This window comes from Actibacterium sp. MT2.3-13A (assembly GCF_018139985.1).
Lineage (GTDB): Bacteria > Pseudomonadota > Alphaproteobacteria > Rhodobacterales > Rhodobacteraceae > JAGSOU01.
On the sequence record NZ_JAGSOU010000006.1, the window covers coordinates 111,068 to 134,087 of the forward strand.

Consider the following 23,020-nt stretch of genomic DNA (forward strand, 5'->3'; position numbering starts at 1 on the left):
ATTGCTCTGCTACACCCACGCCGATTTCAGAGGCGTGCCCGTTTCGGGCGCGTGGCTTGAACTGCCCCCGCCGCAGCCGCGGCATTGGGGGGCTACAGACATCGGAAGGGTGGACGTGTCCGAACCAGCTTCGATCTCAACAGGCATTGCTGCGCGCTATGCCACGGCCGTCTTCGAACTGGCCAAGGAAGGTAAACAACTCCCCGCGCTCGAGGCCGACCTCGACACGCTTGCGGCTGCGCTGGCCGATAGCGATGCGTTCCGCGACCTGATCTCGTCGCCGGTCTACCGCCGCGAGGACCAGGCGCAGGCGATTGCCGCGCTGGCGCCCAAGATGGGCCTGTCGGGCATCGTGGCCAGCGCGCTGGGCCTGATGGCCGGCAAGCGCCGCCTGTTCGTGCTGCCGCAGCTGGTGGCGACCCTGCGCGCCCTGATCGCCGAGGAGAAGGGCGAGGTGACCGCCGAGGTGACCGCCGCCAAGGCCCTGACCCAGGCGCAGCAGACCAAACTGGCCGTCGCCCTCAAGGCGTCGATCGGCAAAGACGTCAAGATCAATGCGGCCGTCGATGAATCCCTCATCGGCGGTCTTATCGTCAAAGTGGGCTCGAAGATGATCGACAGTTCGATCCGCTCCAAGCTCGCCGCACTCCAGAACACCATGAAAGAGGTCGGATAAATGGGTATCCAAGCAGCTGAGATCTCTGCGATCCTCAAGGAGCAGATCAAGAATTTCGGTCAGGAGGCCGAAGTTGCAGAGGTGGGCCGCGTGCTGTCCGTCGGTGACGGTATCGCCCGTGTGCACGGCCTCGACAACATCCAGGCCGGCGAAATGGTCGAATTCCCCGGCGGCATCCGCGGGATGGCGCTGAACCTGGAAACCGACAACGTGGGTGTCGTGATCTTCGGTTCGGACCGGGACATCAAGGAAGGCGACACCGTCAAGCGCACCAAAGCGATCGTGGACGTGCCCGCCGGCGACGCCCTGCTGGGTCGCGTGGTCGACGGTCTGGGCAACCCGATCGACGGCAAGGGCCCGATCGAAACCACCGAGCGCCGCATCGCCGACGTCAAGGCGCCGGGCATCATCCCGCGCAAATCGGTGCACGAGCCGATGGCCACCGGCCTGAAATCGGTCGATGCCATGATCCCGATCGGCCGCGGCCAGCGCGAGCTGATCATCGGCGACCGCCAGACCGGCAAGACCGCCGTGGCGCTGGACGCCATCCTGAACCAGAAATCCTACAACGACGCTGCCGGCGATGACGAGAGCAAGAAGCTCTACTGCATCTACGTCGCCGTCGGCCAGAAGCGCTCGACCGTGGCGCAGCTGGTGAAGAAGCTGGAAGAGTCGGGCGCGATCGACTACTCGATCATCGTGGCTGCCACCGCTTCGGACCCCGCGCCGATGCAGTTCCTGGCGCCCTACGCCGCGACCGCGATGGCCGAATATTTCCGCGACAACGGCCGCCACGCGCTGATCATCTACGATGACCTGTCCAAGCAGGCCGTGGCCTATCGCCAGATGTCGCTGCTGCTGCGCCGCCCGCCGGGGCGTGAAGCCTATCCGGGCGACGTTTTCTACCTGCACTCCCGCCTGCTGGAGCGTTCGGCGAAGCTGAACGAGGAGCACGGCGCAGGCTCGCTGACCGCTCTGCCGATCATCGAAACCCAGGGCGGCGACGTGTCGGCCTTCATCCCGACCAACGTGATCTCGATCACCGACGGCCAGATCTTCCTGGAAACCGAGCTGTTCTACCAGGGCATCCGCCCGGCCGTGAACACCGGTCTGTCGGTGTCGCGCGTGGGTTCGTCGGCCCAGACCAACGCGATGAAGTCGGTCGCCGGCCCGGTGAAACTGGAACTGGCGCAGTACCGCGAGATGGCGGCCTTCGCCCAGTTCGGTTCGGACCTCGATGCCGCGACCCAGAAGCTGCTGAACCGCGGCGCGCGCCTGACCGAGCTGATGAAGCAGCCGCAATACTCGCCGCTGACCAACGCCGAGATCGTCTGCGTGATCTACGCCGGCACCCACGGCTACCTCGACAACGTTCCGGTCAGGGAAGTCGGCCGCTTCGAGCAGGGCCTGATCGCGCATCTTCGCCAGAAGAACGCGGACCTGCTGGACGACATCACCAACAACGACCGTAAGGTGAAGGGCGAGCTGGAAGACAAGATCAAAGCGGCGCTCGACGATTACGCGAAAGACTTCGCCTGAGGGCGGGTAAGGACTGGATAGATGCCAAGCCTTAAGGACCTCAAAAATCGGATCGAGAGTGTCAAGAGCACTCGCAAGATCACGAAAGCCATGCAGATGGTCGCGGCGGCTAAGCTCCGCCGCGCCCAGGACGCTGCCGAGGCGGGTCGCCCCTATGCCGAGCGCATGAACGCCGTGATGAGCGGTCTTGCTGCCTCGGTCAAAGGGTCCGACAGCGCACCGAAACTGCTGGCCGGCACTGGTGCCGACCAGACCCACCTGCTGGTCGTCATGACCGCCGAGCGTGGCCTCTGCGGCGGCTTCAACTCGTCGATCGCCAAGCTCGCGCGGGTCAGGATTGCCGAGCTGCAGGCGGCCGGCAAGACGGTCAAGATCCTGACCGTCGGCAAGAAGGGGCGCGAGCAGCTGAAGCGCGATCACGCCGACCTGTTCGTGGGTCACGTCGACCTCAGCGACGTCAAGCGCGTCGGCTACGCCAACGCGCAGGACATCGCCAAGGACGTTCTCACCCGGTTCGACGCCGGCGAGTTCGACGTGGCGACGATCTTCTACAACACGTTCCAGTCGGTGATCAGCCAGGTCCCGACCGCACGGCAGATCATCCCGGCCACCTTCGAGGAGACCGAGACGGAGAGCACCCTCTACGACTACGAACCGTCGGAGGAAGGCATCCTGGAAGACCTGCTGCCGCGCGGCCTGGCCACGCAGATCTTCACCGCCCTGCTGGAAAACGGAGCCTCGGAACAAGGTGCCCGGATGAGCGCGATGGACAACGCCACGCGCAACGCCGGCGACATGATCGACAAGCTGACCATCGAGTTCAACCGCTCGCGTCAGGCTGTCATCACCAACGAGCTTATCGAAATCATTTCGGGCGCCGAGGCGCTCTAAAGGAACCGGAGAAACGATATGGCAAACGCAAAAGGCAAGATCACTCAGGTGATTGGCGCCGTTGTGGACGTGCAGTTCGAGGATCAGCTGCCGGCGATCCTGAACGCGCTGACCACCGACAACAACGGCAAGAAGCTGGTTCTGGAAGTTGCGCAGCACCTGGGCGAGAACACCGTCCGCACCATCGCGATGGACGCGACCGAAGGTCTGGTCCGCGGCCAGGCGGTGGCGGACACCGGCGGCCCGATCACCATTCCCGTGGGCAACGCCACCCTGGGCCGCATCCTGAACGTCGTGGGCGAGCCCGTCGACGAAAAGGGCCCGGTCAACGCCGACGAGACCCGCGCCATCCACCAGGAAGCGCCGGAATTCGCCGAGCAGTCGACCGAGTCGGAGATCCTCGTCACCGGCATCAAGGTCATCGACCTGCTGGCGCCCTACTCGAAGGGCGGCAAGATCGGCCTGTTCGGCGGCGCCGGCGTGGGCAAGACCGTTCTGATCATGGAACTGATCAACAACATCGCCAAGGTGCACTCGGGCTTCTCGGTGTTCGCGGGCGTCGGGGAACGGACCCGCGAGGGCAACGACCTCTATCACGAGATGATCGAATCGGGCGTTATCAAGCCCGACAACCTGTCGGAATCGCAGGTGGCTCTGGTCTACGGCCAGATGAACGAGCCTCCGGGGGCGCGTGCCCGTGTGGCGCTGACCGGCCTGACCCTGGCCGAGCAGTTCCGCGACCAGTCCGGCACCGACGTTCTGTTCTTCGTCGACAACATCTTCCGCTTCACCCAGGCGGGTTCGGAAGTGTCGGCGCTGCTGGGCCGTATCCCCTCGGCGGTGGGCTATCAGCCGACGCTGGCCACCGACATGGGCGCCCTGCAGGAGCGGATCACCTCGACCAAGTCCGGCTCGATCACCTCGGTGCAGGCCATCTATGTGCCTGCGGACGACCTGACCGACCCGGCGCCGGCGACCTCGTTCGCGCACCTCGACGCCACCACCGTTCTGTCGCGCGCGATCTCGGAGCTGGGCATCTACCCGGCCGTGGACCCGCTCGACTCGACCTCGCGGATCCTCGATCCGGCGATCGTCGGCGACGAGCACTACCAGGTCGCCCGTGACGTGCAGGGGATCCTCCAGCGCTACAAGTCGCTGCAGGACATCATCGCCATCCTCGGCATGGACGAACTGTCGGAAGAGGACAAGCTGACCGTGGCCCGCGCCCGGAAGATCCAGCGTTTCCTCAGCCAGCCCTTCGACGTGGCCAAGGTGTTCACCGGCTCGGACGGCGTGCAGGTTCCGCTGGAGAAGACCATCGCCTCGTTCAAGGCTGTCGTGGCCGGCGAATACGACCACCTGCCCGAGGCCGCCTTCTACATGGTTGGCGACATCGACGAAGTGATCGCAAAAGCCGAGAAAATGGCCGCGGAAGCGGCCTAAGGAGGCCAAATGGCTGAGACCATGCAATTCGACCTGGTGTCCCCTGAGCGGCGGCTTGCCTCCGTTCAGGCCACCTCGGTCCAGATCCCGGGGGCCGAGGGCGACCTGACCGCGATGCCGGCGCATGCGCCGACCATCACGACGCTGCGCCCCGGCGTGCTGACCGTGCACGGCCCGGAAGGTGAGACCAAGTATCTGGTGACCGGCGGCTTCGCCGAGATCACCGGCGAAGGCACCACCGTCCTGGCCGAACGCGCCCACGCCGTCGAGGAGGTCACCCAGGCGATGATCGACGAGATGGTGGCCGAGGCGCACGAGGCGCACAAGGCGGCCCACCCGGACGTCGTGGACGCCGCGGCCAAGCTGCTGGCCGACATGGTGGCCATGGGCGGCCATATCGGACTGGAGCCGAACCTGCCCAACGGCTGAACCGAAGGACCGGTTACAGAAGAACAGGCGAAGGCCCCGGATGCTCTCCGGGGCCTTTGCTTTGGCATTGCGCCGGCCGCCCGAAATGCGCTGTTATGCGTCTGGGCAACGGGACGGAACCATGCTGCATCTGAACGCCAGTGAAATCGGAATCGACCAGGGCTCGGCCATGCTGTTCCAGGATTTCAAGCATGACGGGGTGATGTGGACGGGGGAGGGGCCGCGCGCGATCCGCTACGAGGTGCGGTTTTCCCGGCCGTTCCGGGCGGTGCCGGCGGTGACGGTGGGCATGTCGCTGTGGGATATCGACCACGGCACCAACGCGCGCGCCGACATCCGGGCCGAGGCGATCACACGCGAAGGGTTCCACATCGTGTTCAACACCTGGGGCGACACGCGCGTGGCGCGCATCCGGGCCGACTGGATGGCCATCGGCGCCCTGCCGAACCCGGATGACTGGGAGGTAAGTTGAGGCGCCTCAGGCGCCCGGGGAATAGAGCCCCTCGTAGATCGGCGCCAGGGTCTCGCGGTCGAACAGCGACGAGACCGAGGTCCCGTGCCAGATATTCATGATCGCCTGCCCGAACATCGGCGCGGTGGGCACGATGCGGATGTTCTTGGCGGCCTTCACGGCATCGGTGGGGCGGATGGAATCGGTGATCACCAGCGATTTCATCTTGGAATTGGTGATGCGCTCCACCGCCGGGCCCGAAAGCACGCCGTGGGTGATGTAGGAGTGCACCTCCTTGGCGCCGTTCTCGATCAGCACCTCGGCGGCCTTGCACAGCGTGCCGGCGGTGTCGCAGATGTCGTCGACGATGATGCAGGTCTGGCCCTTCACGTCGCCGATCACCGTCATCTCGGCCACCTCGCCGGGGCGCACGCGGCGCTTGTCGACGATGGCAAGTCCCGAGCCGATGCGCTGCGCCAGTTCGCGGGCGCGGGCCACGCCGCCGACGTCGGGCGAGACCACCGTGATCTTGTCGAGGTTCCGCTTGAAGTGATGCTCGATGTCCAGCGCGAAGATCGGCGCGGCATAGAGGTTGTCCACGGGGATGTCGAAGAAGCCCTGGATCTGGGCGGCGTGCAGGTCAAGGGTCAGGACCCGCTCGATCCCGGCCTCGGTCAGCATGTTGGCGACCAGCTTGGCGGTGATCGGCGTGCGCGCCTTGGAGCGCCGGTCCTGCCGGGCATAGCCGAAATAGGGCATCACGGCGGTGATCCGCGCCGCCGAAGACCGGCGCAGCGCGTCGGCGATGACCAGCAGCTCCATCAGGTTGTCGTTGGCCGGGTTCGAGGTCGGCTGGATGATGAACATATCCTCGCCGCGCACGTTCTCGAAAACCTCGACGAAGATCTCCCCGTCGTTGAAGCGTTCGACCCGGGCATCGACCAGCCCCACGTTCACGCCGCGATGCAGGGACATGCGGCGGGCGATTGCGGTGGCCAGCGGGCGGTTGGCATTGCCCGAAATCAGTTTCGGCTCGGTGACGGAAGGCATGGCAGCAAGTCCCCAAAGTGTGGTCTGGATGACAGAATCGTGACGTTGACACCGCTTACCACCCGGCCCAAGTTTTGCAAACATGCATGGCGGCGGGAGGGCCTGAGATGACGCAGATCGACTACTATTTTTCCACGATTTCCCCCTATACCTACCTCGCGGGGCAGCGGCTGGAGGAAATCGCGCGCCGCAACGGGGCCACGATCGCCTACAAGCCGCTGGACATTGTCGCGCTGTTTTCCCGCACCGGCGGCACCCCGCCCGCGCAGCGGCACGAAAGCCGGCAGAGTTACCGGCTGCAGGAACTGCGCCGCCAATCGGCCCGGACCGGGCTGCCGATCAACCTGCGCCCGGCGCATTTCCCGACCAACGCGGCGCCCTCCTCCTATGCGGTGATCGCGGCGCAGGCGACCGGCGGGGGCGATCTGGGCGGGCTGGTGCACGGCATCCTGCGCGCCTGCTGGGCCGAGGAACGGGACGTGGCCGAGGATGCCGTGATCCGCGACTGCCTGGCCGCCGCCGGTTTCGATCCGGCGCTTGCCGGCAGCGGGCTGCTGCTGGGCGCGGAGACCTATGCCGCCAACCTCGAGGAGGCGGTGGGCCGCGGCGTGTTCGGCGCGCCCTTCTACATCGTGGGCGAGGAGAAATTCTGGGGGCAGGACCGGCTCGATGATCTGGACCTGCACCTCCAGGGCAAGCTCTAGCCTCGGATCAGATCGAGGAAGCGGTCCACGTCGGCCTCGGTCGTGGACCAGGAGCAGACCAGCCGGGCGGACAGGTTTTCCTCGCCCGGCCCCTCCAGCGACTGGTTGAATGGCCAGAAGTAATAGGCGGCCCCGGCCTCATGCGCCCGGACGTGGCCGGCGCGCGGCCAGCTTGCGAAGACCGCGTTGGCCTGGGTCGGGTGCATCAGGCTGGCCCCCGCGGCCTGCAGCCCCTGCGACAGACGCTGCGCGGCGGCATTGGCCTGACCGGCCAGCGTCAGCCACAGATCGTCTTCCAGATAGGCGGCCATCTGCGCCGACAGGTAGCGGTGCTTCGAGAACAGGTGCCCGCCGCGCTTGCGCCGCAGTTCGAACTCCCAAGCCCGCTTGGGATCGAAGATCACCACCGCCTCGACGCCCAACAGCCCGTTCTTGGTGCCGCCGAAGGAAAGCACGTCGATGCCTGCCTTCCAGGTCATTTCGGCCGGGGTGCTGCCGGTCGAGACCAGCGCATTTGCAAAGCGCGCCCCGTCCATGTGGCAGGGGATACCGGCGGCCCTGGCGATGGCGCAGAGTTCGGCCACCTCGGCGGCGGTGTAGACGGCGCCGGCCTCGGTCGCGTTGGTCAGCGACAGCGCGCCTTTCTGAACGTTGTGCACCCCGGCGGCGGCGGCCGTGGCCAGCGCTTTCTCCAGATGCGCGGGGGCGATCTTGGCGTCGTCGCCCTCCAGCAGGGTCAGCTTGGCGCCGCCGGTGTAGAACTCGGGCGCGGCGCATTCATCCTCTTCGATATGGGCGTGGCGGTGGCAGAAGACCGTGGCCCAGGGCGGGCAGAGGCAGGCCAGCGCCAGCGCGTTGGCCGAGGTGCCGGTCGCCACCAGATAGACTGCCGCCTCGGGCGCCTCGAACACCTCGCGGATTCGGGCGCGCACGCCTTCCATGATGGGGTCGTTGCCATAGGGCATGGCGTAGCCCTCGTTGGCGCGGGTCAGTGCCGCCAGCACCTGCGGCGGCACGGGCGAGGAATTGTCCGAGGCGAAAAACATGAATCAAAGCTCCTCTTCGATCAGGTAGTCTTCCCAGTCTTCGACCGGCACGTCCATCTCGGGCACGGTCCAGCCGCGCACCGACTGGCCGGCCCTGTGCACGCTTTCCGAATCGCCCGAGATCAGCGGGTGCCAGTCGTAGAGCGGCTTGCCCTCGTGCAGCAGCCGATAGGCGCAGGTGGCGGGCATGAAATAGGCGATCTCGCCGATGTTGCGGGGCGTCAGCACCACGCATTCGGGCACGATCTGCTTGCGCACCTCGTAATGGGCGCAGCGGCAGGTCTCGTCATCCAGCAGGCGGCAGGCGACGCGGGTAAAGACGACCTCGCCGGTCTCCTCGTCCTCGAGCTTGTTCAGGCAGCATTTGCCGCAGCCGTCGCACAGCGCCTCCCACTCCTTTGGGGTGAGGTTCTTCAGCGGCACGCGCTCCCAGAAATCGGGGCGCAGCCCGTCGCGTTGGATGGGGTCTTTCATGGGGCGGAGCCTAGCGGTTTGCGGTGGAAAGGAAAGGGGGATCAGAGCCTGGCGAGGATCGCGCGGGCGCGGGCGCAATCGGCCTCCATCTGGGCGATCAGGGCATCGAGACTGTCGAACTTTTCCTCCGGGCGCAGGAACTCGACCAGGGCGACGGACAGGTGGGTGCCGTAGAGATCGCCATCGAAATCGAACAGGTAGGTCTCGCAATTGGCCACGGTGTGCCCGAACATCGGGCGCACCCCCACCGAGGCGGCGCCGCGATAGCTGCCCTTGTGCGGGCCGGACAGCACGTCGACCAGCACCGCATAGATGCCGAAGCGCGGCGGGTGCAGCCCGGTGATGGACATGTTGGCGGTGGGAAAGCCCAGGTCTCGGCCGCGCTTGTCGCCGTCGATAACCGCGCCTTCGATCCGGTGCCAGTGGCCCAGCATGGCCGCCGCGTCGCGCGGGCGGCCCTCGCTCAGCGCAGTGCGGATCGCGGTGGAGGACACCGCGCCGCTGTTATGCTCCAGCAGCTTGGCCAGCGTCACGCCGAAGCCCATCTCGCGGCCGAAACGCGCCAGGTCCTGCGCGGTGCCCTTGCGCCCCTTGCCGAAGCAGAAGTCGGCGCCCACCACCACATGGCTCAGGCCCAGCCCCCCGGCGATGACCTCGCGGGCGAACTCCTCGGCGCTGAGCCCGGCGAGTTCGGCGTCGAAGGGCAACTGGTAGAGGTGGTCGACGCCGAGCTTGGCCAGCCGGTTCGATTTGGCCTCGGCATTCATCAGCCGAAAGGGCGGCGCGTCGGGGGCGAAGAATTCGCGCGGGTGCGGCTCGAAGGTGACGATGCCCAGCGGCGCGCCGGCTTTTCCGGCCTGTTCGCGGGCGATGTCGATCACCGCCTGGTGGCCGCGGTGCACCCCGTCGAAATTGCCGATCGCGGCGCTGGCGCCGCGATCCTCGGGGGGCAGGTCCGTCCATTTGGTGTAGGTCTTCATCGGCTCCCGGCGTGCCGGGGCCCGGCACCGTCAGTCAAACTTGCGGCTGGGCGCCAGAACCAGCGCCTCGCCCTTCAGGACGACCGTATCGCCCACCAGACAGTGACAATCAAGGGCGACCCGGCGTTTGGCGTGTTCGATATCCTTGACCACCACCTCGGCGAAGACCACGTCGCCGGGACGCACGGGGGCGAGGAAGGTCAGCGACTGCTTCATGTAGATCGTGCCGTGGCCCGGAAGTTGTTCGCCGATCACCGCCGAGATCAGCCCCGCGGTCAGCATGCCATGCGCGATGCGCCCCTCGAAGATCGTGTCCTGCGCGTAGGACTCGTCCAGGTGCACCGGGTTGCGGTCGGTGGAGACCTCGGCGAAAAGTTCGATGTCGCGGTCGGTGATCCGCTTGCGGATATGGCGGCGCATTCCGATCTCGATATCCTCGATGCAGATCGTTCCGCGAGGCATGTTGTCCAGCATGGGCTCCCCCTTCGTCATGGCGTCCCCTCGGCGTGATGTTGCGGTGCAGCATAGGGGAACGGGCGGGGCGGTTCAATTGTGAAAGCAATTTTGGGACCCAATGAGGTCAATGTGGCGCAATTTTGTTGCGATGAGAATTTTCGAGAGGGCTCAACGCAGGAAGCCGATCGCGTAGGTCGGAGAGAGCTTCTCCTCCGCCAGAAGCTCGGCAAGCGCCTCCGGGTCGGGCTGGCGGGTGGTGCGGGTCTCGGCGGCCGACAGCCCGCCGGTGATGAACAGCACGTCCAGCTCCTCGCCGAGGGCGCCTGCCACATCGGTGTGCAGCCCGTCGCCGATGCACAGGATGTTGTCGTCCGAGACCTTGGCGATCTCGGCCAGCCGGCGGCGGGCGAGATCGTAGATCGGCGGGTGCGGCTTGCCGAAATAGAGCGATTCGCCGCCCATGTCGGCGTAGAGCTTGGCCAGCGCGCCGGCGCACCATTCCCGCGTCTCGCCGCGGTCCACGACGATATCGGGGTTGGCGCAGAGCAGCTTCAGCCCCTTTTGCTTGGCCAGCAGGAATTCGGGCCGCATCACCGCCGGGTCGGCGTTCGGGTCGAAGGGGCCGGTGCAGACGATGCCCTCGGCCTCGTCCAGCGGCACGCGGGTGATCTCCACCGGGTTCTTGATGATATGCAGCGGGTCGAAGAAGCTCAGGTCGTGGGGCTGGCCGATGAAATAGACCTTCCGCCCGACCGCGCCCTGATACATCGCGGCGCGCGCGCTGTCGCCGGAGGTGGTGATGGTGTCGTAGCTGTCCTGCGGCACGCCCAGCTTTTCGAGCTGCCGCGCCACGCTGGCGCGGTGGCGTGGCGCGTTGGTCAGCAGCACCACGATGCCGCCGGCGCGGCGGTAGTCCTGCAGCGCGGCCACCGCCTCGGCGTAGGCGGTGTGGCCGTTGTGCACGCAGCCCCACAGATCGACGAACAGCGCATCGTATTGCGAGGAGACCTCGGCGAGGGAGTCGATGATGCGGGTCATGGGAAAGGGTCCTCCGGGCGGCTGTCACCGGCACATAACACTTCCTTCGGAAGGCGTGCAACGGCGCCGGGGCGCGACTGGGGTGAGGCCAAGCGGGGGGCGGCGGCCCGGCGCCTGCCGCCCGGGCGCCAGCCCCGGCAGCGCCTGACCCTCTCCCCGAGAGGGCGCCATTCGCGCCCAGCCAGGGTCGGGCGCCGCGCTCGTTTCCCCGCTCGGATACCGGATGGGGATGGCCAACAAAAAAGGCGCCCCGGCGGGCGCCTTTCTCAACATTTCCGGCGTGGGGGATCAGACCTTGAGGTTCGGGATGATCTGCTTTTTCCGGCTGACGACGCCGGGCAGGACCACCGTGTCGCCAGTCACATCGGCGCCGAAGGACTTGGTGGCCACGTCCTTGACCAGCTCGTTCGGCACCAGCAGGGTCGATTCCTCGTTCAGGATGTCGACGACGAAAAGCAGCACCTGATCGACGCCGTCTTCCTCGGCGACGGTGATCATGCTGTCCATCAGGCTGTCCTTGCGCGACAGCACCGTCGCGGGCGAGGTAGTCTCCAGAACGCTGACGCGGAACTTGGTGCCGTCGACCTCGTATTCCTTCGAATCCATCCGCAGCAGTTCGGCGTCCGAGAAGGCCGAGACGTCGGATTTCGCCGCGAACATCTCGGCGGCGTAGTCGGGGATGCTGACGCCCAGCTCGCCGGCCAGCTTCTCGGACACGGCGCGGTCAACGTCGGTGGTGGTGGGCGAGCGGAATTCCAGCGTGTCGGACAGGATGCAGCTCAGCATCGCGCCCTTGATGGCTTCCGGCATTTTCGCGGCATCGTCGCCCATCAGGTCATACATGATGGTGGCGGTGCAGGCGACCGGGCGGATGGTGATCTCGATCGGGGATTTGGTCTTCAGGCCGCCCTGCAGCAGGTGGTGGTCGATCACCGCCTGGACATTGGCCTCGTTGATCGAGGCGGGCAGTTCGGCGACGTTGTTGGTGTCCACGATCACCACGTCATCCCCGGCGCTGACATCGGCGATGATCGCGGGCTGCTCGAAGCCCCAGCGCTCCAGCACGAACTTGGCTTCGGTGTTGGGCTCGCCCAGCAGCTTGGCCTCGGCGGGGGTGCCCTTGATCTCGGACAGGTACCAGGCCCAGATCAGCGGCGAGCCGGTGGAATCGGTGTCGGGGGATTTGTGGCCGAATACTTTGATGGTCATGGGGATATTCCGTCTCAAGCTGCGTAAATCGCGGCCCTTATAGGCGCGCGGGGGGCGCTTGTCACGCGGGCACTGGCCTTGCCGGCAAGGCGTTGCTGCAATGCAGCATCACCCGGCTTGCGTCCGGCCGCCGGGCAGGGAAAAGTGGGGCATGGCCACGCTGAAAGAGACCGACCTTTATCCGCCGATCAAGACCTTCCTCGAGGGGCAGGGCTACGAGGTGAAAGCCGAGATCGGCGCCGCCGACCTGGTGGCCTGCCGGGACGGGGAGGAGCCGGTGATCGTCGAGCTCAAGACCGCCTTCTCGCTGGCCTTGGTGCACCAGGGGGTCGAGCGGCAGGCGCTGAGCGATTGCGTCTACCTGGCGGTGCCGCGCGGGGCGGGGCGGCGCTTCGACAAGGCGCTGGCGGCGAACCTGGCGCTGTGCCGGCGGCTGGGGTTGGGCCTGCTGACGGTGCGGCTGCGCGACGGCTTCGTCGAGCCGCATCTCGACCCCGGCCCCTATCGCCCGCGCATTTCGACTCCGAAACGCGCGCGGCTTTTGCGCGAATTCGCGCGCCGGGCGGGCGACCCCAACACGGGCGGCGCCTCGCGGGCGCGGCTGGTCACCGCCTACCGGCAGGACGCCCTGCGCTGCGCGGCGCATCTGGGGCAGGCGGGGCCAACGAAAGGGGCGGCGGTCGCCGCCGCCGCCGGTGTGCCGCGCGCGACCCGGATCATGGCCGACGATCACTATGGCTGGTTCGCGCGCGTCGCCACCGGCATCTACGACCTGACCCCGGCCGGGCGCGCGGCGCTGGGCCAGTATGCCGAGGTCCTGCGCGGGCTCTGAGGATCGTGAAAATTTTGCCGGACGGGCAGTTGACAGCCCGGGCAGGCTTGCCTAGCTACGGCACATTAGCACTCGATGTAGGTGAGTGCTAACAGTCACGCAAAACCTCGAACGAAGGAGCGTTCCGAAATGGCATTTACTCCGCTGCACGACCGGGTTCTGGTCGAACGCGTTGAAAGCGACGAGAAAACCGCCGGTGGTCTGATCATCCCCGACAGCGCCAAAGAAAAGCCCGCCGAAGGCATCGTTGTTGCCGTGGGTGCCGGCGCCAAGGACGAAAGCGGTGCGCGCATCGCGATGGACGTCAAGGAAGGCGACAAGATCCTGTTCGGCAAATGGTCGGGCACCGAGGTCACCGTCGACGGCAAAGAGCTGTTGATCATGAAGGAAAGCGACATCCTGGGCATCATCGCCTAAGCCGGTCGCAATCCCTTTCCAGACACAGAAGATTCAGGAGCAAGCAAAATGGCTGCTAAGGACGTCAAGTTCGACACCGATGCCCGCAATCGCATGCTGAGAGGCGTGAACATCCTCGCCGACGCGGTGAAGGTCACCCTGGGCCCGAAAGGCCGTAACGTCGTGATCGAGAAATCCTTCGGCGCGCCCCGCATCACCAAGGACGGTGTGTCGGTCGCCAAGGAAATCGAACTCGAGGACAAGTTCGAGAACATGGGCGCGCAGATGGTGAAAGAAGTCGCCTCGCGCACCAATGACGAGGCCGGCGACGGCACCACCACCGCCACCGTTCTGGCCCAGGCCATCGTCAAGGAAGGCCTCAAGCAGGTTGCTGCCGGCCTGAACCCGATGGACCTCAAGCGCGGCATCGACCTGGCCACCGACAAGGTCGTCGAGGCCATCAAGGCCGCCGCCCGCGACGTGACCGACAGCGACGAGGTCGCGCAGGTCGGCACCATCTCGGCCAACGGCGAAGCCCAGATCGGCCGCTTCATCGCTGACGCGATGCAGAAGGTCGGCAACGAGGGTGTCATCACCGTCGAAGAGAACAAGGGCATGGACACCGAGGTCGAGGTCGTCGAAGGCATGCAGTTCGACCGCGGCTACCTGTCGCCTTACTTCGTGACCAACCCCGACAAGATGATCGCCGAACTCGACGACTGCCTGATCCTGCTGCACGAGAAGAAACTCTCGTCGCTGCAGCCGATGGTGCCGCTGCTCGAGGCCGTGATCCAGTCGCAGAAGCCGCTGCTGATCATCGCCGAGGACGTGGAAGGCGAGGCGCTGGCCACCCTGGTGGTCAACAAGCTGCGTGGCGGTCTGAAGATCGCCGCCGTCAAGGCGCCGGGCTTCGGTGATCGCCGCAAGGCCATGCTGCAGGATCTCGCCATCCTGACCGGCGGCCAGGTGATCTCGGAAGACCTGGGCATGAAGCTCGAGAATGTCACCATGGACATGCTGGGCACCGCCAAGAAGGTCCAGATCTCCAAGGACGAGACCACCATCGTCGACGGAGCCGGCGAGAAGGCCGAGATCGAGGCGCGCGTCTCCCAGATCCGCACCCAGATCGAGGAAACCACCTCGGACTACGACCGCGAGAAGCTGCAGGAACGCGTGGCGAAGCTCGCCGGCGGTGTGGCCGTCATCCGCGTCGGCGGCATGACCGAGGTCGAGGTGAAAGAGCGCAAGGACCGCGTCGATGACGCCCTGAACGCCACCCGCGCAGCCGTGCAGGAAGGCGTGATCGTGGGCGGCGGTGTCGCTCTGGTTCAGGCCGGCAAGTCGCTGGAAGGCCTGAAAGGCGCCAACCCCGATCAGGACGCTGGTATCGCCATCGTGCGCCGCGCGCTGGAGGCTCCGCTGCGCCAGATCGCCGAGAACGCCGGTGTCGACGGCGCCGTCGTGGCCGGCAAGGTCCGCGAAAGCAACGACGTCAACTTCGGCTTCAACGCTCAGACTGAGGAATATGGCGACATGTTCAAGTTCGGCGTGATCGATCCGGCCAAGGTGACCCGCACCGCGCTGGAAGACGCCGCATCGGTGGCCGGCCTGCTGATCACCACCGAGGCGATGGTCGCCGACAAGCCCGAGCCGAAGGGCGCCGGCGGCGGCATGCCCGACATGGGCGGCATGGGCGGCATGGGCGGCATGATGTAATCGCCCCCGCGACGATCTTGGGAAAGGGCCCGCTTCGGCGGGCCCTTTTTTTCGCCCTATGGGCGGCGGCGGGAATTGGCGCTATCATGGCTCCGTCTCAGCGACGGGGGATCGTTTCCATGACCCGCATATTTCTTGCTTTCTTCCTTTCCATCCTGCCCGCCATCGCCCAGGCCGAAGAGGCCGAAACCTTCCGCATTGGCAATGACGCCTTCATCGCCGGATCGACGGTCGTCCACAGCGGCGACGGGGCCGACGATCTGTTCATGGCCGGCGAAACCGTCCGCGTCGCGGCCCCGATTTCCGGCTCGGCCCATCTCGCGGGCCGACGGGTGGAGATCGGCCAGAGCATCGGCGGCGACCTCTACGCCGCCGGCATGGATGTCGTTATGCGCGGCGCGCTGGGCGGAGATGCCACCGTGTCGGGCTATTCGGTGGAAATCCGCGATGCGGTCGGCGAAGACCTGCGGGCCTCGGGCGCGAACCTGACGATCGCCGGCCCGGTCGCGGGGACGGCCCTTCTGGCGGGCGACATCGTTCGGTTGGAAAGCGTCATCAGCGGCGATGTTTACCTGTCCGGGCGGCAGGTCGAGTTCGGGCCGGAGGCGCGGATCGGAGGGGCCCTGACGCTGGTGAGCGACGCGCCGGAAAAGATCGAGGTGCCGGCGCATGTCCTCCCCGAGGATCGCATCACGCGGCGCGAGATGGCGGGCTGGCAGCGCGAGATGCCGCCGATGGGCGCGATCAGCTGGGGGCAGGTGATCTGGCGCGCCCTGGTGGGCGTGGTGGTCACGGCGGCGCTGGTGGCGCTGATCGCGGCGGTGCTGCCCGGCCCCCTGGCCGGCATGCGGCGGCGGCTGCTGGCGGCGCCCTGGCGCGCGCTGTGGTTCGGCTTTCTCGGCCTGTCGACCATGACCGGTGCGGCCGTGCTGCTGGCCATGACCCTGATCGGCATGGTGCTGAGTTCGGCTGTGCTGCTGCTGGCGGTTCTGCTTGGCGTGGCGGGCTATTTCATCGCCGTCTACGCCTTCGGCGTCGGGCTGATGATGGCCGCCGGCCGGGCCGAGCCGGACAGCCTGGCCGACCGCGCGCTGGCGGGCGCGCTGGGCGCGCTTGCCGCCGGGCTGATCGGGCTGGTGCCGTTGCTGGGCTGGCTGTTCGTCTTCGCGCTGGCGCTGGCCGGGGCGGGCGGGCTGATCCTGCGCTGGCTCCGCCCGGCCTTCTTCAGCAACTGATCCTCCTTGGGCTTTCCTTCCTCCGGGCGCCGTGGCAGAACCGCGCGATGCTGAGCCTGACCCTGACCAACGCCGATATCCTGATGCCGGGCGGACTGATCGGCGCGAAGCTGGCCATCGAGGGTGGACGCATCGCACCGACGCCCGCGGGCCGCGCGGTGGACCTGTCGGGTTGTCTGGTGCTGCCCGGAATCGTCGATATGCATGGCGACGGGTTCGAGCGCCATCTCGCCCCGCGGCGCGGCGCGATGCGCGATCTGGGCGAGGGGCTGGCGGCGCTGGATGCGGAACTGGCCGCCAATGGCATCACAACCGCCGTCTTGGCGCAATTCTTCAGCTGGGAAGCGGGCATGCGCGGCCCGGATTTCGCCGAAGGGCTGGCCGGGGCGCTGGCCGCCGCGGGGTCGCGGCTGCTGTGTGACATGCGGCTTCAGTTGCGGCTGGAGACCCACCTGCTCGATGACTATCCCCGCGCCGAGGCGCTGATCGAGGGCGCCGGCATCGGCTATGTCGTGTTCAACGATCATCTGCCGCACAAGGCGCTGGCCGAGGGCAAGCGCCCGCCGCGCCTGACCGGCCAGGCCCTGAAAAGCGGCCGCAGCCCCGAGGCCCATCTGGCGGTTCTGGAACGCCTCCACGCCCGCGGCGCCGAGGTTCCGCAGGCGCTGTCGGACCTCGCCGGGCGGCTGGCCGCGCGCGGCGTGGCGATGGGTAGCCATGACGATGCAACGCCCGAGACCCGCGCCTTCTACCGGGCGATCGGGGCGACCATCTCCGAATTCCCCGAGACCCGCGAGGCCGCGCAGGCGGCGCGGGCGGCGGGCGATCCGGTGATCCTGGGCGCGCCCAACGTGGTGCGCGGCGGCTCGCATTCGGGCAAGGTCAGCGCGGCGGATCTGGTGACGCAGGGCTGCTGCGATGCGCTGGTCTCCGATTACCACTATCCCGCGCCACGCCAGGCGGCGCTGGCGCTGGCCGGCGCGGCCGGGCTGGCCGATGCCTGGGCGCTGGTCTCCAGTCGCCCGGCGCGGCTGCTGGGGCTGACGGATCGGGGCACGCTGGAGCCGGGCAAACGCGCGGACCTGGTGGTGCTGGAGCGCGACAGCGGCCGGGTCGGCGCCACCATCAGCGGCGGGCGCATCGCCTATCTTGCCGGCACGGTGGCCGAGCGTTTTTTGCACTGATTGCGCGCCGCCCTGTCTGGCGCCCGGATGCAGGCGCGTGTAGCGTGGCGCATGCGCCTGTTCCTGATGACAGCCCTGACCATGGTGGCCTTTGCCGCGAACTCGATCCTCAACCGCGCCGCGTTGGCCGAGGGGGCGATCGGGCCGGGCAGCTTTGCCGCTCTGCGGCTGGCCTCGGGGGCGGTGATGCTGGGGCTGCTGCTGGCACTGCGCGACCGCCGCCTGCCGCGCCCCGGTGCGCCCAATCTGGGCGCCGTGGCCGGGCTTGCGGGCTATATGCTGGGCTTTTCCTACGCCTATGTCGCGCTTGATGCCGGACTGGGTGCGCTGATCCTGTTCGGCGGCGTGCAGATGACCATGTTCCTTGGTGTCCTGGCGGCGGGGGAGGCCCTGCCGCCGCGCCGCTGGGCGGGGGCGGGGCTGGCCTTCGGCGGGCTGGTGCTGCTGCTCTGGCCGGCGGGCGCGGGCGCGCCGCCGGCGCTTGGCGCGGCCTTGATGGCCTTCGCGGCGGCGAGTTGGGGCGTCTATTCGCTGGTCGGGCGTGCCGTGGCCGACCCGCTGCACGCCACGGGCGCGAATTTCCTCTACGCGCTGCCGGCGGCGGTGGCGCTGGCGCTGGCGCTGCCCGACGCCACGCAGGCGAGCGCACCCGGCATCCTGCTGGCGGTGATCTCGGGCGCGGTCACCTCGGGGCTGGGCTATGCGATGTGGTACAGCCTGCTGCCGCGGCTGGGGGTCTCGGTCGCGGCGGTGGCGCAGCTGTCGGCGCCGGTGCTGGCGGTGGCGGCCGGCGTGCTGCTGCTGGGAGAGCCGCTGCGTCTGCGCGCGCTGCTGGCCGCGGGGCTGGTGCTGGGGGGCGTCGCGCTGGGGGTGGTGCGCCCGCGTCAGCGCACGATCGGCTCCAGCGGGTCGTAGAGGATGCGGCCCTCGTCCCAGGCGGCCTGGGGCAGGCTGTCGGGCTTGTAGCGGATGCCGGCCATCTCTTCGCGGGAGAACCAGCGGCGGCGGCTGACGATGCCCTCGGGGTCGCGCCAGGCCGGGTCCAGCGCGCCGTGCCGCACCGTGCAGCGGAAATAGATGTCCACCTGGTGAAAGCCCGAGGCGGGATCGTGGAACTCGTTCACCAGGCAGGGATCGCCCACGGCGATCTCCAGTCCGGTTTCCTCGTGCACCTCGCGCGCCAGGTTCTCGGGCAGGGACATGCCGCGCTCGACCCCGCCGCCGGGCACGCACCACAGGTCGCTCATCCCGTCGGGATAGGCGTTGACCAGCAGCAGCCGCGCCTGGTGCAGGATCACCGCGCGCGCGGCCAGGCGCGGGCTGCGGCGCGGCATCGCCGTCAGCCCGCCGCCGGGCCGAGGCGGCGGTTCACATGGCCCATCTTGCGCCCGGCCTTCACCTCGGCCTTGCCATAGAGGTGGATGGCGTTGGCGCTGTCCCTGGCCAGCTCCGGCACCTGCGCCACGTCATCACCGATCAGGTTCAGCATCTCCATGTCCGAGTGCCGTTGCCCGTCGCCCAGCGGCCAGCCCGCCACGGCGCGGATATGCTGCTCGAACTGGTCGATCATGCAGCCGTCCTGCGTCCAGTGGCCGGAGTTGTGCACCCGAGGCGCGATCTCGTTGACCAGCAGGCCCTGCGCGGTGACGAACAGCTCCACCCCCATCACGCCGACATAATCGAGCGCGTTCAGGATCTTGCCGGCCAGAAGCACGGCGTCGGTGCGCTGCGCGGCGGTCAGCCGGGCGGGGACGGTGGTGGTGTGCAGGATGCCGTCCTTGTGGACGTTCTCGCCGGGGTCGAAACAGGCGATCTCGCCGCTCAGCCCACGCGCGGCGATGACAGAGATCTCGTGGCTGAACTCGATGAAACCCTCCAGGATCGCCGGGGCGCCGGCCATCTCGGCCAGGGCCTGCGCGGCGTCGGCGGGCACCATGATCCGCGCCTGGCCCTTGCCGTCATAGCCGAAGCGGCGGGTCTTGAGGATGGCGGGCGTGCCGATCTCCTCGATCGCCTCGGCCAGATCCTCGGCGTCGTCCACGGCGGCGAAGGGCGCGGTGGCGAGCCCCAGATCGGACAGGAACGCCTTTTCCACCAGCCGGTCCTGGCTGACGGCCAGCGCGCGGCGGTTGGGGCGGATCGGGCAATGCTGCTCCAGCAGGTCCAGCGCCGAGGTGGGGATGTTCTCGAACTCGTAGGTGATCACGTCCACCCCGGCGGCGAAGGCGCGCAGCGCCTCGGCGTCCTCGTAGGAAGCGGTGGTCACGCTGTCGGCGACATGGCCGGCGGGCGGGTTGGCGCCGGGCTCGAAGATATGGCAGCGGAAGCCCAGCCGCGCCGCGGCCATCGACAGCATCCGGCCCAGCTGGCCGCCGCCCAGGATGCCGATCACCGCGCCGGCTTGCAGAACGTCACTCATCGCAGGGCTCCTCCGGGATCGAGGCCGACAACGCCGCGCGCCAGGCGTCCAGCCGGCCGGCCAGCACGGCGTCGTTCAGCGCCAGGATGCCGGCGGCCATCAGCCCGGCATTGGCCGCGCCCGCAGCCCCGATGGCCATGGTGGCGACCGGGAACCCCTTGGGCATCTGCACGATGGAATAGAGCGAATCGACCCCCGACAGCGCGCGCGTCTGCACCGGCACACCGATCACCGGCACGCGGGTCTTGCTGGCCATCATGCCGGGCAGGTGGGCCGCCCCGCCGGCGCCGGCGATGATCACCTGCAGCCCGCGTTCGACGGCGGTCTTGCCGTAGGTCCACAGGCGGTCGGGGGTGCGGTGGGCCGAGACGATCTTCGCCTCGTAGGCCACGCCCAACTCATCCAGGATTTCGGCTGCCCCCTTCATGGTCGGCCAGTCGGACTGGCTGCCCATGATGATGCCCACTTTCACGTCGCTCATCGCTGCTCCCGCCTCTCGCTTTCGGAGGCGGCACTATAGCCGGATGGCCCGCTTACGCAATGATATCGGGGGTCAGGAGGTCTTCGATCAGGGCGATCTGGTCCTTCAGAGACAGTTTCTGCTTTTTCAACCGTTTCACGGTGAACTGGCAGGCGACGCCGCCCTGGGCCTCCAGCGCGCGGATGGCATCGTCGAGGTCGCGGTGCTCGCGGCGCAGCACCTCGAGCTTCACGCGCAGGACCTCTTCGCTGTTCATTTCGCTTGGGATGTTCATCGGCATTCCCTGAGTGAGTCGGCACCAACTGGGCAGACCGTTAACATAGCCTTCTTGGGGGCTTGCGGGAAGCGGCGCCCTTGCGGGTCGCATCCCCGCGCCCCATATTTTCGGCAGGCCGCCTGTTCCAAGGGGCCGGACGCTGACAGGTCGCTTGACGCAAGGACTTGAGACATGACGAAACTGACCCTCGGCTCGCATCCCTTTCTACTTGGATTCGAGCAGCTTGAGCGCCTCGTGGAACGGACGGCCAAGTCCGGCAACGAGGGCTATCCGCCCTTCAATATCGAACAGACCAGCGAACGGGGCTATCGGATCACGCTTGCCGTGGCGGGCTTCCGCGAGGAGGACCTCTCGATCACCGTCGAGGACCGCCAGCTGGTGATCCGCGGCCGCCAGCGCGACGACAGCGACGAACGCGTGTTCCTGCACCGCGGCATTGCCGCGCGGCAGTTCCAGCGCAGCTTCGTGCTGGCCGACGGCGTGGAGGTGGCCGGCGCCGAGATGGAGAACGGACTGCTGCATATCGACCTGGAACGCGCGCTGCCCGATGCCGTGGTCCAGCGCATCGAGATCCGGCGGGCCTGAACGAGAGGGAGACGCGATGAACACGAAATACGATTTCCTGCCCGGCGGCGAGGACAAGATCGTCTATGTCCGCCCGGTAAAGCCCGAGGATCTGCCGGAGGAACTGCGGCGTCAGACAGCGGGGATCGAGCGGCTTTACGCCGTGCATGATTCCAGCGGCGAGCGGCTGGCGCTGGTGCGCGACCGCAAGCTGGCCTTCGTGCTGGCCCGCCAGAACGACCTCGCGCCGGTAAGCGTGCACTGAGCCTTTCGCCGGTGCTCGACCTGGGGCCCTTGGGCCTCAGGTTCAGCGAAGCGCCGGGTCGCGGTTCCGCCGGGCGAGGTCAATGGCGAGAACGATTGCCGCCGCCAGGGGCACCAGCGCGCCGAGCGTCAGCGCCGTGAGGGTCGCGCGCGGGCCGTAGCCCTGTATCAGCATCGCCCCCAGCATGGGCGCCGCGGCCGAGGCCATCAGCATCGGTCTGGCGAGGTGGCCCATGATCCAGGCGTAATCCTCCGGGTCGAAGACGGCGAGCGGCAACGCGCCGCGTGCGATCGACCACAGCCCGTTCCCCGCGCCATAGGCCACCAGCGCCGCGCCGGCCGGGCTGCCGAGCGTCAACCCCAGGAACCCGAGCAGAACCAGCGATGCCGCCGCCATCATGGTCCAGATCGGATGGTGCCGGCCGCGGCCCAGCATCTCGATCACCCGGGCCGCCACCTGGGCGGGGCCGATCAGCGTGCCAAGGGCCACCGCCGCGGCCAGCGCGTAACCCCGCGCCGTCAGGATGGTGATCAGATGGACCGACCAGATCGAGGCGATCATCGCCAGCGTCGCCCCGGCGACCGCGATGCACCAGAACCGGATGTCGAAGGCGCGCGGCGGCCGGGACGGCGCGTCCCCGTCCGGTTGCGCCCCGGCCGGCACCGGCGGAACCCGCGGCAGGGCGAACCAGCACAGCGGCAGGGTGACCGTCAGATGCAGCGCCGCATAGGCGAAACATGTGGCGCGCCATCCGGCAGCCTCGACCAGAAAGGCCGAGATCGGCCAGCAGACGGTGCTGGCGAACCCACCCCAGAGCGTCAGGGCCGTGATCGCCGACCGGGCGTGCCGCCCGTAGATCCGCCCCAGCGTCGAGAACGCGGCATCGTACAGCCCGGCCGCCATTCCGAGGCCGAGCAGGCCCCAGGCCGCCATATACACCGGCAATGACCGGGAAAGCCCCAACAGAATCAATCCGGCGGCGATCAGCAACATGCCCGCGACCAGCACGCGCCGCCCGCCCTCGCGCTGGATCAGGCGGCCGATCCGGCCGGCCGCGAGCCCCGACACCAGCAGGCCCAGCGACACGCCCGCGGTGACCTCTCCCGCGGTCCAGCCGGTCTCGGCCAGGATTGGGCCGGACAGCACGGCGAGCAGGTAAAAGGTGCTGCCCCAGGTCAGGATCATGACGATGCCAAGGGCGGAGATCACCCGCATGCGTTCGGAAAGGATCATCAGCGTGTCGTGCCTTCGATAGCCAATTCAGT

27 protein-coding genes are annotated in these 23,020 nt (G+C 67.7%); 15 read left to right on the forward strand and 12 right to left on the reverse strand.

Annotation, left to right across the window (positions count from 1 at the left end; all coding sequences use genetic code 11):
* The first annotated feature begins 109 nt into the window (after positions 1–109).
* The 6 genes from KCI33_RS07525 to KCI33_RS07550 all read left to right on the forward strand — a co-directional run bounded on the left by KCI33_RS07525 (position 110) and on the right by KCI33_RS07550 (position 5,450).
* Positions 110–676: a F0F1 ATP synthase subunit delta gene (locus tag KCI33_RS07525; protein WP_212524235.1), complete on the forward strand. Its 567-nt coding sequence runs from the start codon at positions 110–112 to the stop codon at positions 674–676.
* A complete protein-coding gene (gene atpA, locus KCI33_RS07530; RefSeq protein WP_212524156.1) occupies positions 677–2,215 on the forward strand; it encodes a F0F1 ATP synthase subunit alpha in 1,539 nt (512 codons plus the stop codon).
* A 21-nt stretch (positions 2,216–2,236) separates the two neighbouring features.
* The gene (locus KCI33_RS07535; protein ID WP_212524157.1) at positions 2,237–3,106 is read left to right on the forward strand and encodes a F0F1 ATP synthase subunit gamma; all 870 of its coding nucleotides are present in this window, start codon (positions 2,237–2,239) and stop codon (positions 3,104–3,106) included.
* A gap of 18 nt (positions 3,107–3,124) precedes the next feature.
* Positions 3,125–4,549: a F0F1 ATP synthase subunit beta gene (gene atpD / locus KCI33_RS07540; RefSeq protein WP_212524158.1), complete on the forward strand. Its 1,425-nt coding sequence runs from the start codon at positions 3,125–3,127 to the stop codon at positions 4,547–4,549.
* Positions 4,550–4,558: 9 nt separating this feature from the next.
* On the forward strand, positions 4,559–4,978 hold the full coding sequence (locus KCI33_RS07545; RefSeq protein ID WP_212524159.1) for a F0F1 ATP synthase subunit epsilon: 420 nt from the start codon (positions 4,559–4,561) through the stop codon (positions 4,976–4,978).
* Between the two features lie 121 nt (positions 4,979–5,099).
* Positions 5,100–5,450 carry an H-type lectin domain-containing protein gene (locus tag KCI33_RS07550; protein ID WP_212524160.1) on the forward strand — a complete coding sequence of 117 codons (351 nt, stop codon included), beginning with the start codon at positions 5,100–5,102 and terminating at the stop codon, positions 5,448–5,450.
* Positions 5,451–5,456: 6 nt separating this feature from the next.
* Here KCI33_RS07550 and KCI33_RS07555 read toward each other — a convergent pair whose 3' ends face one another.
* On the reverse strand, positions 5,457–6,479 hold the full coding sequence (locus KCI33_RS07555) for a ribose-phosphate pyrophosphokinase (RefSeq protein ID WP_212524161.1): 1,023 nt from the start codon (positions 6,477–6,479) through the stop codon (positions 5,457–5,459).
* A gap of 107 nt (positions 6,480–6,586) precedes the next feature.
* Between KCI33_RS07555 and KCI33_RS07560 the strand changes: the two genes are divergently transcribed.
* Complete coding sequence (locus tag KCI33_RS07560; RefSeq protein WP_212524162.1) at positions 6,587–7,183, forward strand: 2-hydroxychromene-2-carboxylate isomerase; 597 nt, start codon at positions 6,587–6,589, stop codon at positions 7,181–7,183.
* On the opposite strand, the gene KCI33_RS07565 is transcribed toward KCI33_RS07560, so the two are convergent.
* From KCI33_RS07565 to KCI33_RS07590, 6 genes are all read right to left on the reverse strand, one after another.
* Positions 7,180–8,229 (reverse strand): beta-eliminating lyase-related protein, encoded by a 1,050-nt coding sequence (locus tag KCI33_RS07565; protein ID WP_212524163.1) that lies wholly within the window; start codon positions 8,227–8,229, stop codon positions 7,180–7,182. The genes KCI33_RS07560 and KCI33_RS07565 overlap by 4 nt on opposite strands.
* A 3-nt stretch (positions 8,230–8,232) precedes the next feature.
* A complete protein-coding gene (locus tag KCI33_RS07570) occupies positions 8,233–8,703 on the reverse strand; it encodes a YcgN family cysteine cluster protein (RefSeq protein ID WP_212524164.1) in 471 nt (156 codons plus the stop codon).
* Between the two features lie 41 nt (positions 8,704–8,744).
* Positions 8,745–9,683: a bifunctional riboflavin kinase/FAD synthetase gene (locus KCI33_RS07575; protein ID WP_212524165.1), complete on the reverse strand. Its 939-nt coding sequence runs from the start codon at positions 9,681–9,683 to the stop codon at positions 8,745–8,747.
* Positions 9,684–9,713: 30 nt separating this feature from the next.
* Positions 9,714–10,157, reverse strand: a complete 444-nt coding sequence (locus KCI33_RS07580; protein ID WP_212524236.1) for a MaoC family dehydratase — start codon at positions 10,155–10,157, stop codon at positions 9,714–9,716.
* A gap of 150 nt (positions 10,158–10,307) precedes the next feature.
* A complete protein-coding gene (locus KCI33_RS07585) occupies positions 10,308–11,177 on the reverse strand; it encodes a TIGR01459 family HAD-type hydrolase (protein ID WP_212524166.1) in 870 nt (289 codons plus the stop codon).
* 288 nt (positions 11,178–11,465) lie between these two features.
* Positions 11,466–12,386 carry a manganese-dependent inorganic pyrophosphatase gene (locus tag KCI33_RS07590; protein ID WP_212524167.1) on the reverse strand — a complete coding sequence of 307 codons (921 nt, stop codon included), beginning with the start codon at positions 12,384–12,386 and terminating at the stop codon, positions 11,466–11,468.
* Positions 12,387–12,537: 151 nt separating this feature from the next.
* Here KCI33_RS07590 and KCI33_RS07595 point away from each other — a divergent pair, with 151 nt between their 5' ends.
* The 6 genes from KCI33_RS07595 (at position 12,538) to KCI33_RS07620 (ending at position 18,664) form a co-directional block, all read left to right on the forward strand.
* Positions 12,538–13,218 carry a DUF2161 family putative PD-(D/E)XK-type phosphodiesterase gene (locus tag KCI33_RS07595; RefSeq protein WP_212524168.1) on the forward strand — a complete coding sequence of 227 codons (681 nt, stop codon included), beginning with the start codon at positions 12,538–12,540 and terminating at the stop codon, positions 13,216–13,218.
* A 129-nt stretch (positions 13,219–13,347) separates the two neighbouring features.
* Positions 13,348–13,635 carry a co-chaperone GroES gene (locus KCI33_RS07600; RefSeq protein ID WP_212524169.1) on the forward strand — a complete coding sequence of 96 codons (288 nt, stop codon included), beginning with the start codon at positions 13,348–13,350 and terminating at the stop codon, positions 13,633–13,635.
* Positions 13,636–13,683: 48 nt separating this feature from the next.
* The gene (gene groL, locus KCI33_RS07605) at positions 13,684–15,330 is read left to right on the forward strand and encodes a chaperonin GroEL (protein WP_212524170.1); all 1,647 of its coding nucleotides are present in this window, start codon (positions 13,684–13,686) and stop codon (positions 15,328–15,330) included.
* 119 nt (positions 15,331–15,449) lie between these two features.
* Entirely contained in the window at positions 15,450–16,565 is a 1,116-nt protein-coding gene (locus KCI33_RS07610; RefSeq protein WP_212524171.1) for a hypothetical protein, read from the forward strand.
* A 47-nt stretch (positions 16,566–16,612) separates the two neighbouring features.
* The gene (locus KCI33_RS07615) at positions 16,613–17,749 is read left to right on the forward strand and encodes an alpha-D-ribose 1-methylphosphonate 5-triphosphate diphosphatase (RefSeq protein WP_212524172.1); all 1,137 of its coding nucleotides are present in this window, start codon (positions 16,613–16,615) and stop codon (positions 17,747–17,749) included.
* A 66-nt stretch (positions 17,750–17,815) separates the two neighbouring features.
* Positions 17,816–18,664: a DMT family transporter gene (locus KCI33_RS07620; protein WP_249138964.1), complete on the forward strand. Its 849-nt coding sequence runs from the start codon at positions 17,816–17,818 to the stop codon at positions 18,662–18,664.
* On the opposite strand, the gene KCI33_RS07625 is transcribed toward KCI33_RS07620, so the two are convergent.
* From KCI33_RS07625 to KCI33_RS07640, 4 genes are read right to left on the reverse strand one after another with little or no spacing between them, the layout of a single operon-like run.
* Entirely contained in the window at positions 18,634–19,083 is a 450-nt protein-coding gene (locus tag KCI33_RS07625; protein ID WP_212524173.1) for an NUDIX hydrolase, read from the reverse strand. The genes KCI33_RS07620 and KCI33_RS07625 overlap by 31 nt on opposite strands.
* Before the next feature lie 5 nt (positions 19,084–19,088).
* The gene (locus KCI33_RS07630) at positions 19,089–20,168 is read right to left on the reverse strand and encodes a 5-(carboxyamino)imidazole ribonucleotide synthase (protein ID WP_212524174.1); all 1,080 of its coding nucleotides are present in this window, start codon (positions 20,166–20,168) and stop codon (positions 19,089–19,091) included.
* Positions 20,161–20,649 carry a 5-(carboxyamino)imidazole ribonucleotide mutase gene (gene purE, locus KCI33_RS07635; protein WP_212524175.1) on the reverse strand — a complete coding sequence of 163 codons (489 nt, stop codon included), beginning with the start codon at positions 20,647–20,649 and terminating at the stop codon, positions 20,161–20,163. The genes KCI33_RS07630 and purE overlap by 8 nt, the downstream gene beginning before the upstream one ends.
* A gap of 52 nt (positions 20,650–20,701) precedes the next feature.
* Positions 20,702–20,923, reverse strand: a complete 222-nt coding sequence (locus KCI33_RS07640; RefSeq protein ID WP_212524176.1) for a YdcH family protein — start codon at positions 20,921–20,923, stop codon at positions 20,702–20,704.
* Between the two features lie 174 nt (positions 20,924–21,097).
* Between KCI33_RS07640 and KCI33_RS07645 the strand changes: the two genes are divergently transcribed.
* Entirely contained in the window at positions 21,098–21,511 is a 414-nt protein-coding gene (locus KCI33_RS07645) for an Hsp20 family protein (protein WP_212524177.1), read from the forward strand.
* A gap of 16 nt (positions 21,512–21,527) precedes the next feature.
* The gene (locus KCI33_RS07650; RefSeq protein WP_212524178.1) at positions 21,528–21,755 is read left to right on the forward strand and encodes a DUF1150 family protein; all 228 of its coding nucleotides are present in this window, start codon (positions 21,528–21,530) and stop codon (positions 21,753–21,755) included.
* Between the two features lie 42 nt (positions 21,756–21,797).
* Here the strand turns inward: KCI33_RS07650 and KCI33_RS07655 are convergent, their stop codons facing one another.
* The gene (locus KCI33_RS07655) at positions 21,798–22,988 is read right to left on the reverse strand and encodes an MFS transporter (protein WP_212524179.1); all 1,191 of its coding nucleotides are present in this window, start codon (positions 22,986–22,988) and stop codon (positions 21,798–21,800) included.
* Between the last annotated feature and the right edge of the window lie 32 nt (positions 22,989–23,020).

Bases quoted from the DNA above. Each gene is read 5' to 3' on its own strand.
- atpA (WP_212524156.1), top strand. From the start codon at position 677: ATGGGTATCCAAGCAGCTGAGATCTCTGCGATCCTCAAGGAGCAGATC.
- KCI33_RS07535 (WP_212524157.1), top strand. From the start codon at position 2,237: ATGCCAAGCCTTAAGGACCTCAAAAATCGGATCGAGAGTGTCAAGAGC.
- atpD (WP_212524158.1), top strand. From the start codon at position 3,125: ATGGCAAACGCAAAAGGCAAGATCACTCAGGTGATTGGCGCCGTTGTG.
- KCI33_RS07545 (WP_212524159.1), top strand. From the start codon at position 4,559: ATGGCTGAGACCATGCAATTCGACCTGGTGTCCCCTGAGCGGCGGCTT.
- KCI33_RS07550 (WP_212524160.1), top strand. From the start codon at position 5,100: ATGCTGCATCTGAACGCCAGTGAAATCGGAATCGACCAGGGCTCGGCC.
- KCI33_RS07555 (WP_212524161.1), bottom strand. From the start codon at position 6,479: ATGCCTTCCGTCACCGAGCCGAAACTGATTTCGGGCAATGCCAACCGC.
- KCI33_RS07560 (WP_212524162.1), top strand. From the start codon at position 6,587: ATGACGCAGATCGACTACTATTTTTCCACGATTTCCCCCTATACCTAC.
- KCI33_RS07565 (WP_212524163.1), bottom strand. From the start codon at position 8,229: ATGTTTTTCGCCTCGGACAATTCCTCGCCCGTGCCGCCGCAGGTGCTG.
- KCI33_RS07570 (WP_212524164.1), bottom strand. From the start codon at position 8,703: ATGAAAGACCCCATCCAACGCGACGGGCTGCGCCCCGATTTCTGGGAG.
- KCI33_RS07575 (WP_212524165.1), bottom strand. From the start codon at position 9,683: ATGAAGACCTACACCAAATGGACGGACCTGCCCCCCGAGGATCGCGGC.
- KCI33_RS07580 (WP_212524236.1), bottom strand. From the start codon at position 10,157: ATGCTGGACAACATGCCTCGCGGAACGATCTGCATCGAGGATATCGAG.
- KCI33_RS07585 (WP_212524166.1), bottom strand. From the start codon at position 11,177: ATGACCCGCATCATCGACTCCCTCGCCGAGGTCTCCTCGCAATACGAT.
- KCI33_RS07590 (WP_212524167.1), bottom strand. From the start codon at position 12,386: ATGACCATCAAAGTATTCGGCCACAAATCCCCCGACACCGATTCCACC.
- KCI33_RS07595 (WP_212524168.1), top strand. From the start codon at position 12,538: ATGGCCACGCTGAAAGAGACCGACCTTTATCCGCCGATCAAGACCTTC.
- KCI33_RS07600 (WP_212524169.1), top strand. From the start codon at position 13,348: ATGGCATTTACTCCGCTGCACGACCGGGTTCTGGTCGAACGCGTTGAA.
- groL (WP_212524170.1), top strand. From the start codon at position 13,684: ATGGCTGCTAAGGACGTCAAGTTCGACACCGATGCCCGCAATCGCATG.
- KCI33_RS07610 (WP_212524171.1), top strand. From the start codon at position 15,450: ATGACCCGCATATTTCTTGCTTTCTTCCTTTCCATCCTGCCCGCCATC.
- KCI33_RS07615 (WP_212524172.1), top strand. From the start codon at position 16,613: ATGCTGAGCCTGACCCTGACCAACGCCGATATCCTGATGCCGGGCGGA.
- KCI33_RS07620 (WP_249138964.1), top strand. From the start codon at position 17,816: ATGACAGCCCTGACCATGGTGGCCTTTGCCGCGAACTCGATCCTCAAC.
- KCI33_RS07625 (WP_212524173.1), bottom strand. From the start codon at position 19,083: ATGCCGCGCCGCAGCCCGCGCCTGGCCGCGCGCGCGGTGATCCTGCAC.
- KCI33_RS07630 (WP_212524174.1), bottom strand. From the start codon at position 20,168: ATGAGTGACGTTCTGCAAGCCGGCGCGGTGATCGGCATCCTGGGCGGC.
- purE (WP_212524175.1), bottom strand. From the start codon at position 20,649: ATGAGCGACGTGAAAGTGGGCATCATCATGGGCAGCCAGTCCGACTGG.
- KCI33_RS07640 (WP_212524176.1), bottom strand. From the start codon at position 20,923: ATGAACATCCCAAGCGAAATGAACAGCGAAGAGGTCCTGCGCGTGAAG.
- KCI33_RS07645 (WP_212524177.1), top strand. From the start codon at position 21,098: ATGACGAAACTGACCCTCGGCTCGCATCCCTTTCTACTTGGATTCGAG.
- KCI33_RS07650 (WP_212524178.1), top strand. From the start codon at position 21,528: ATGAACACGAAATACGATTTCCTGCCCGGCGGCGAGGACAAGATCGTC.
- KCI33_RS07655 (WP_212524179.1), bottom strand. From the start codon at position 22,988: ATGATCCTTTCCGAACGCATGCGGGTGATCTCCGCCCTTGGCATCGTC.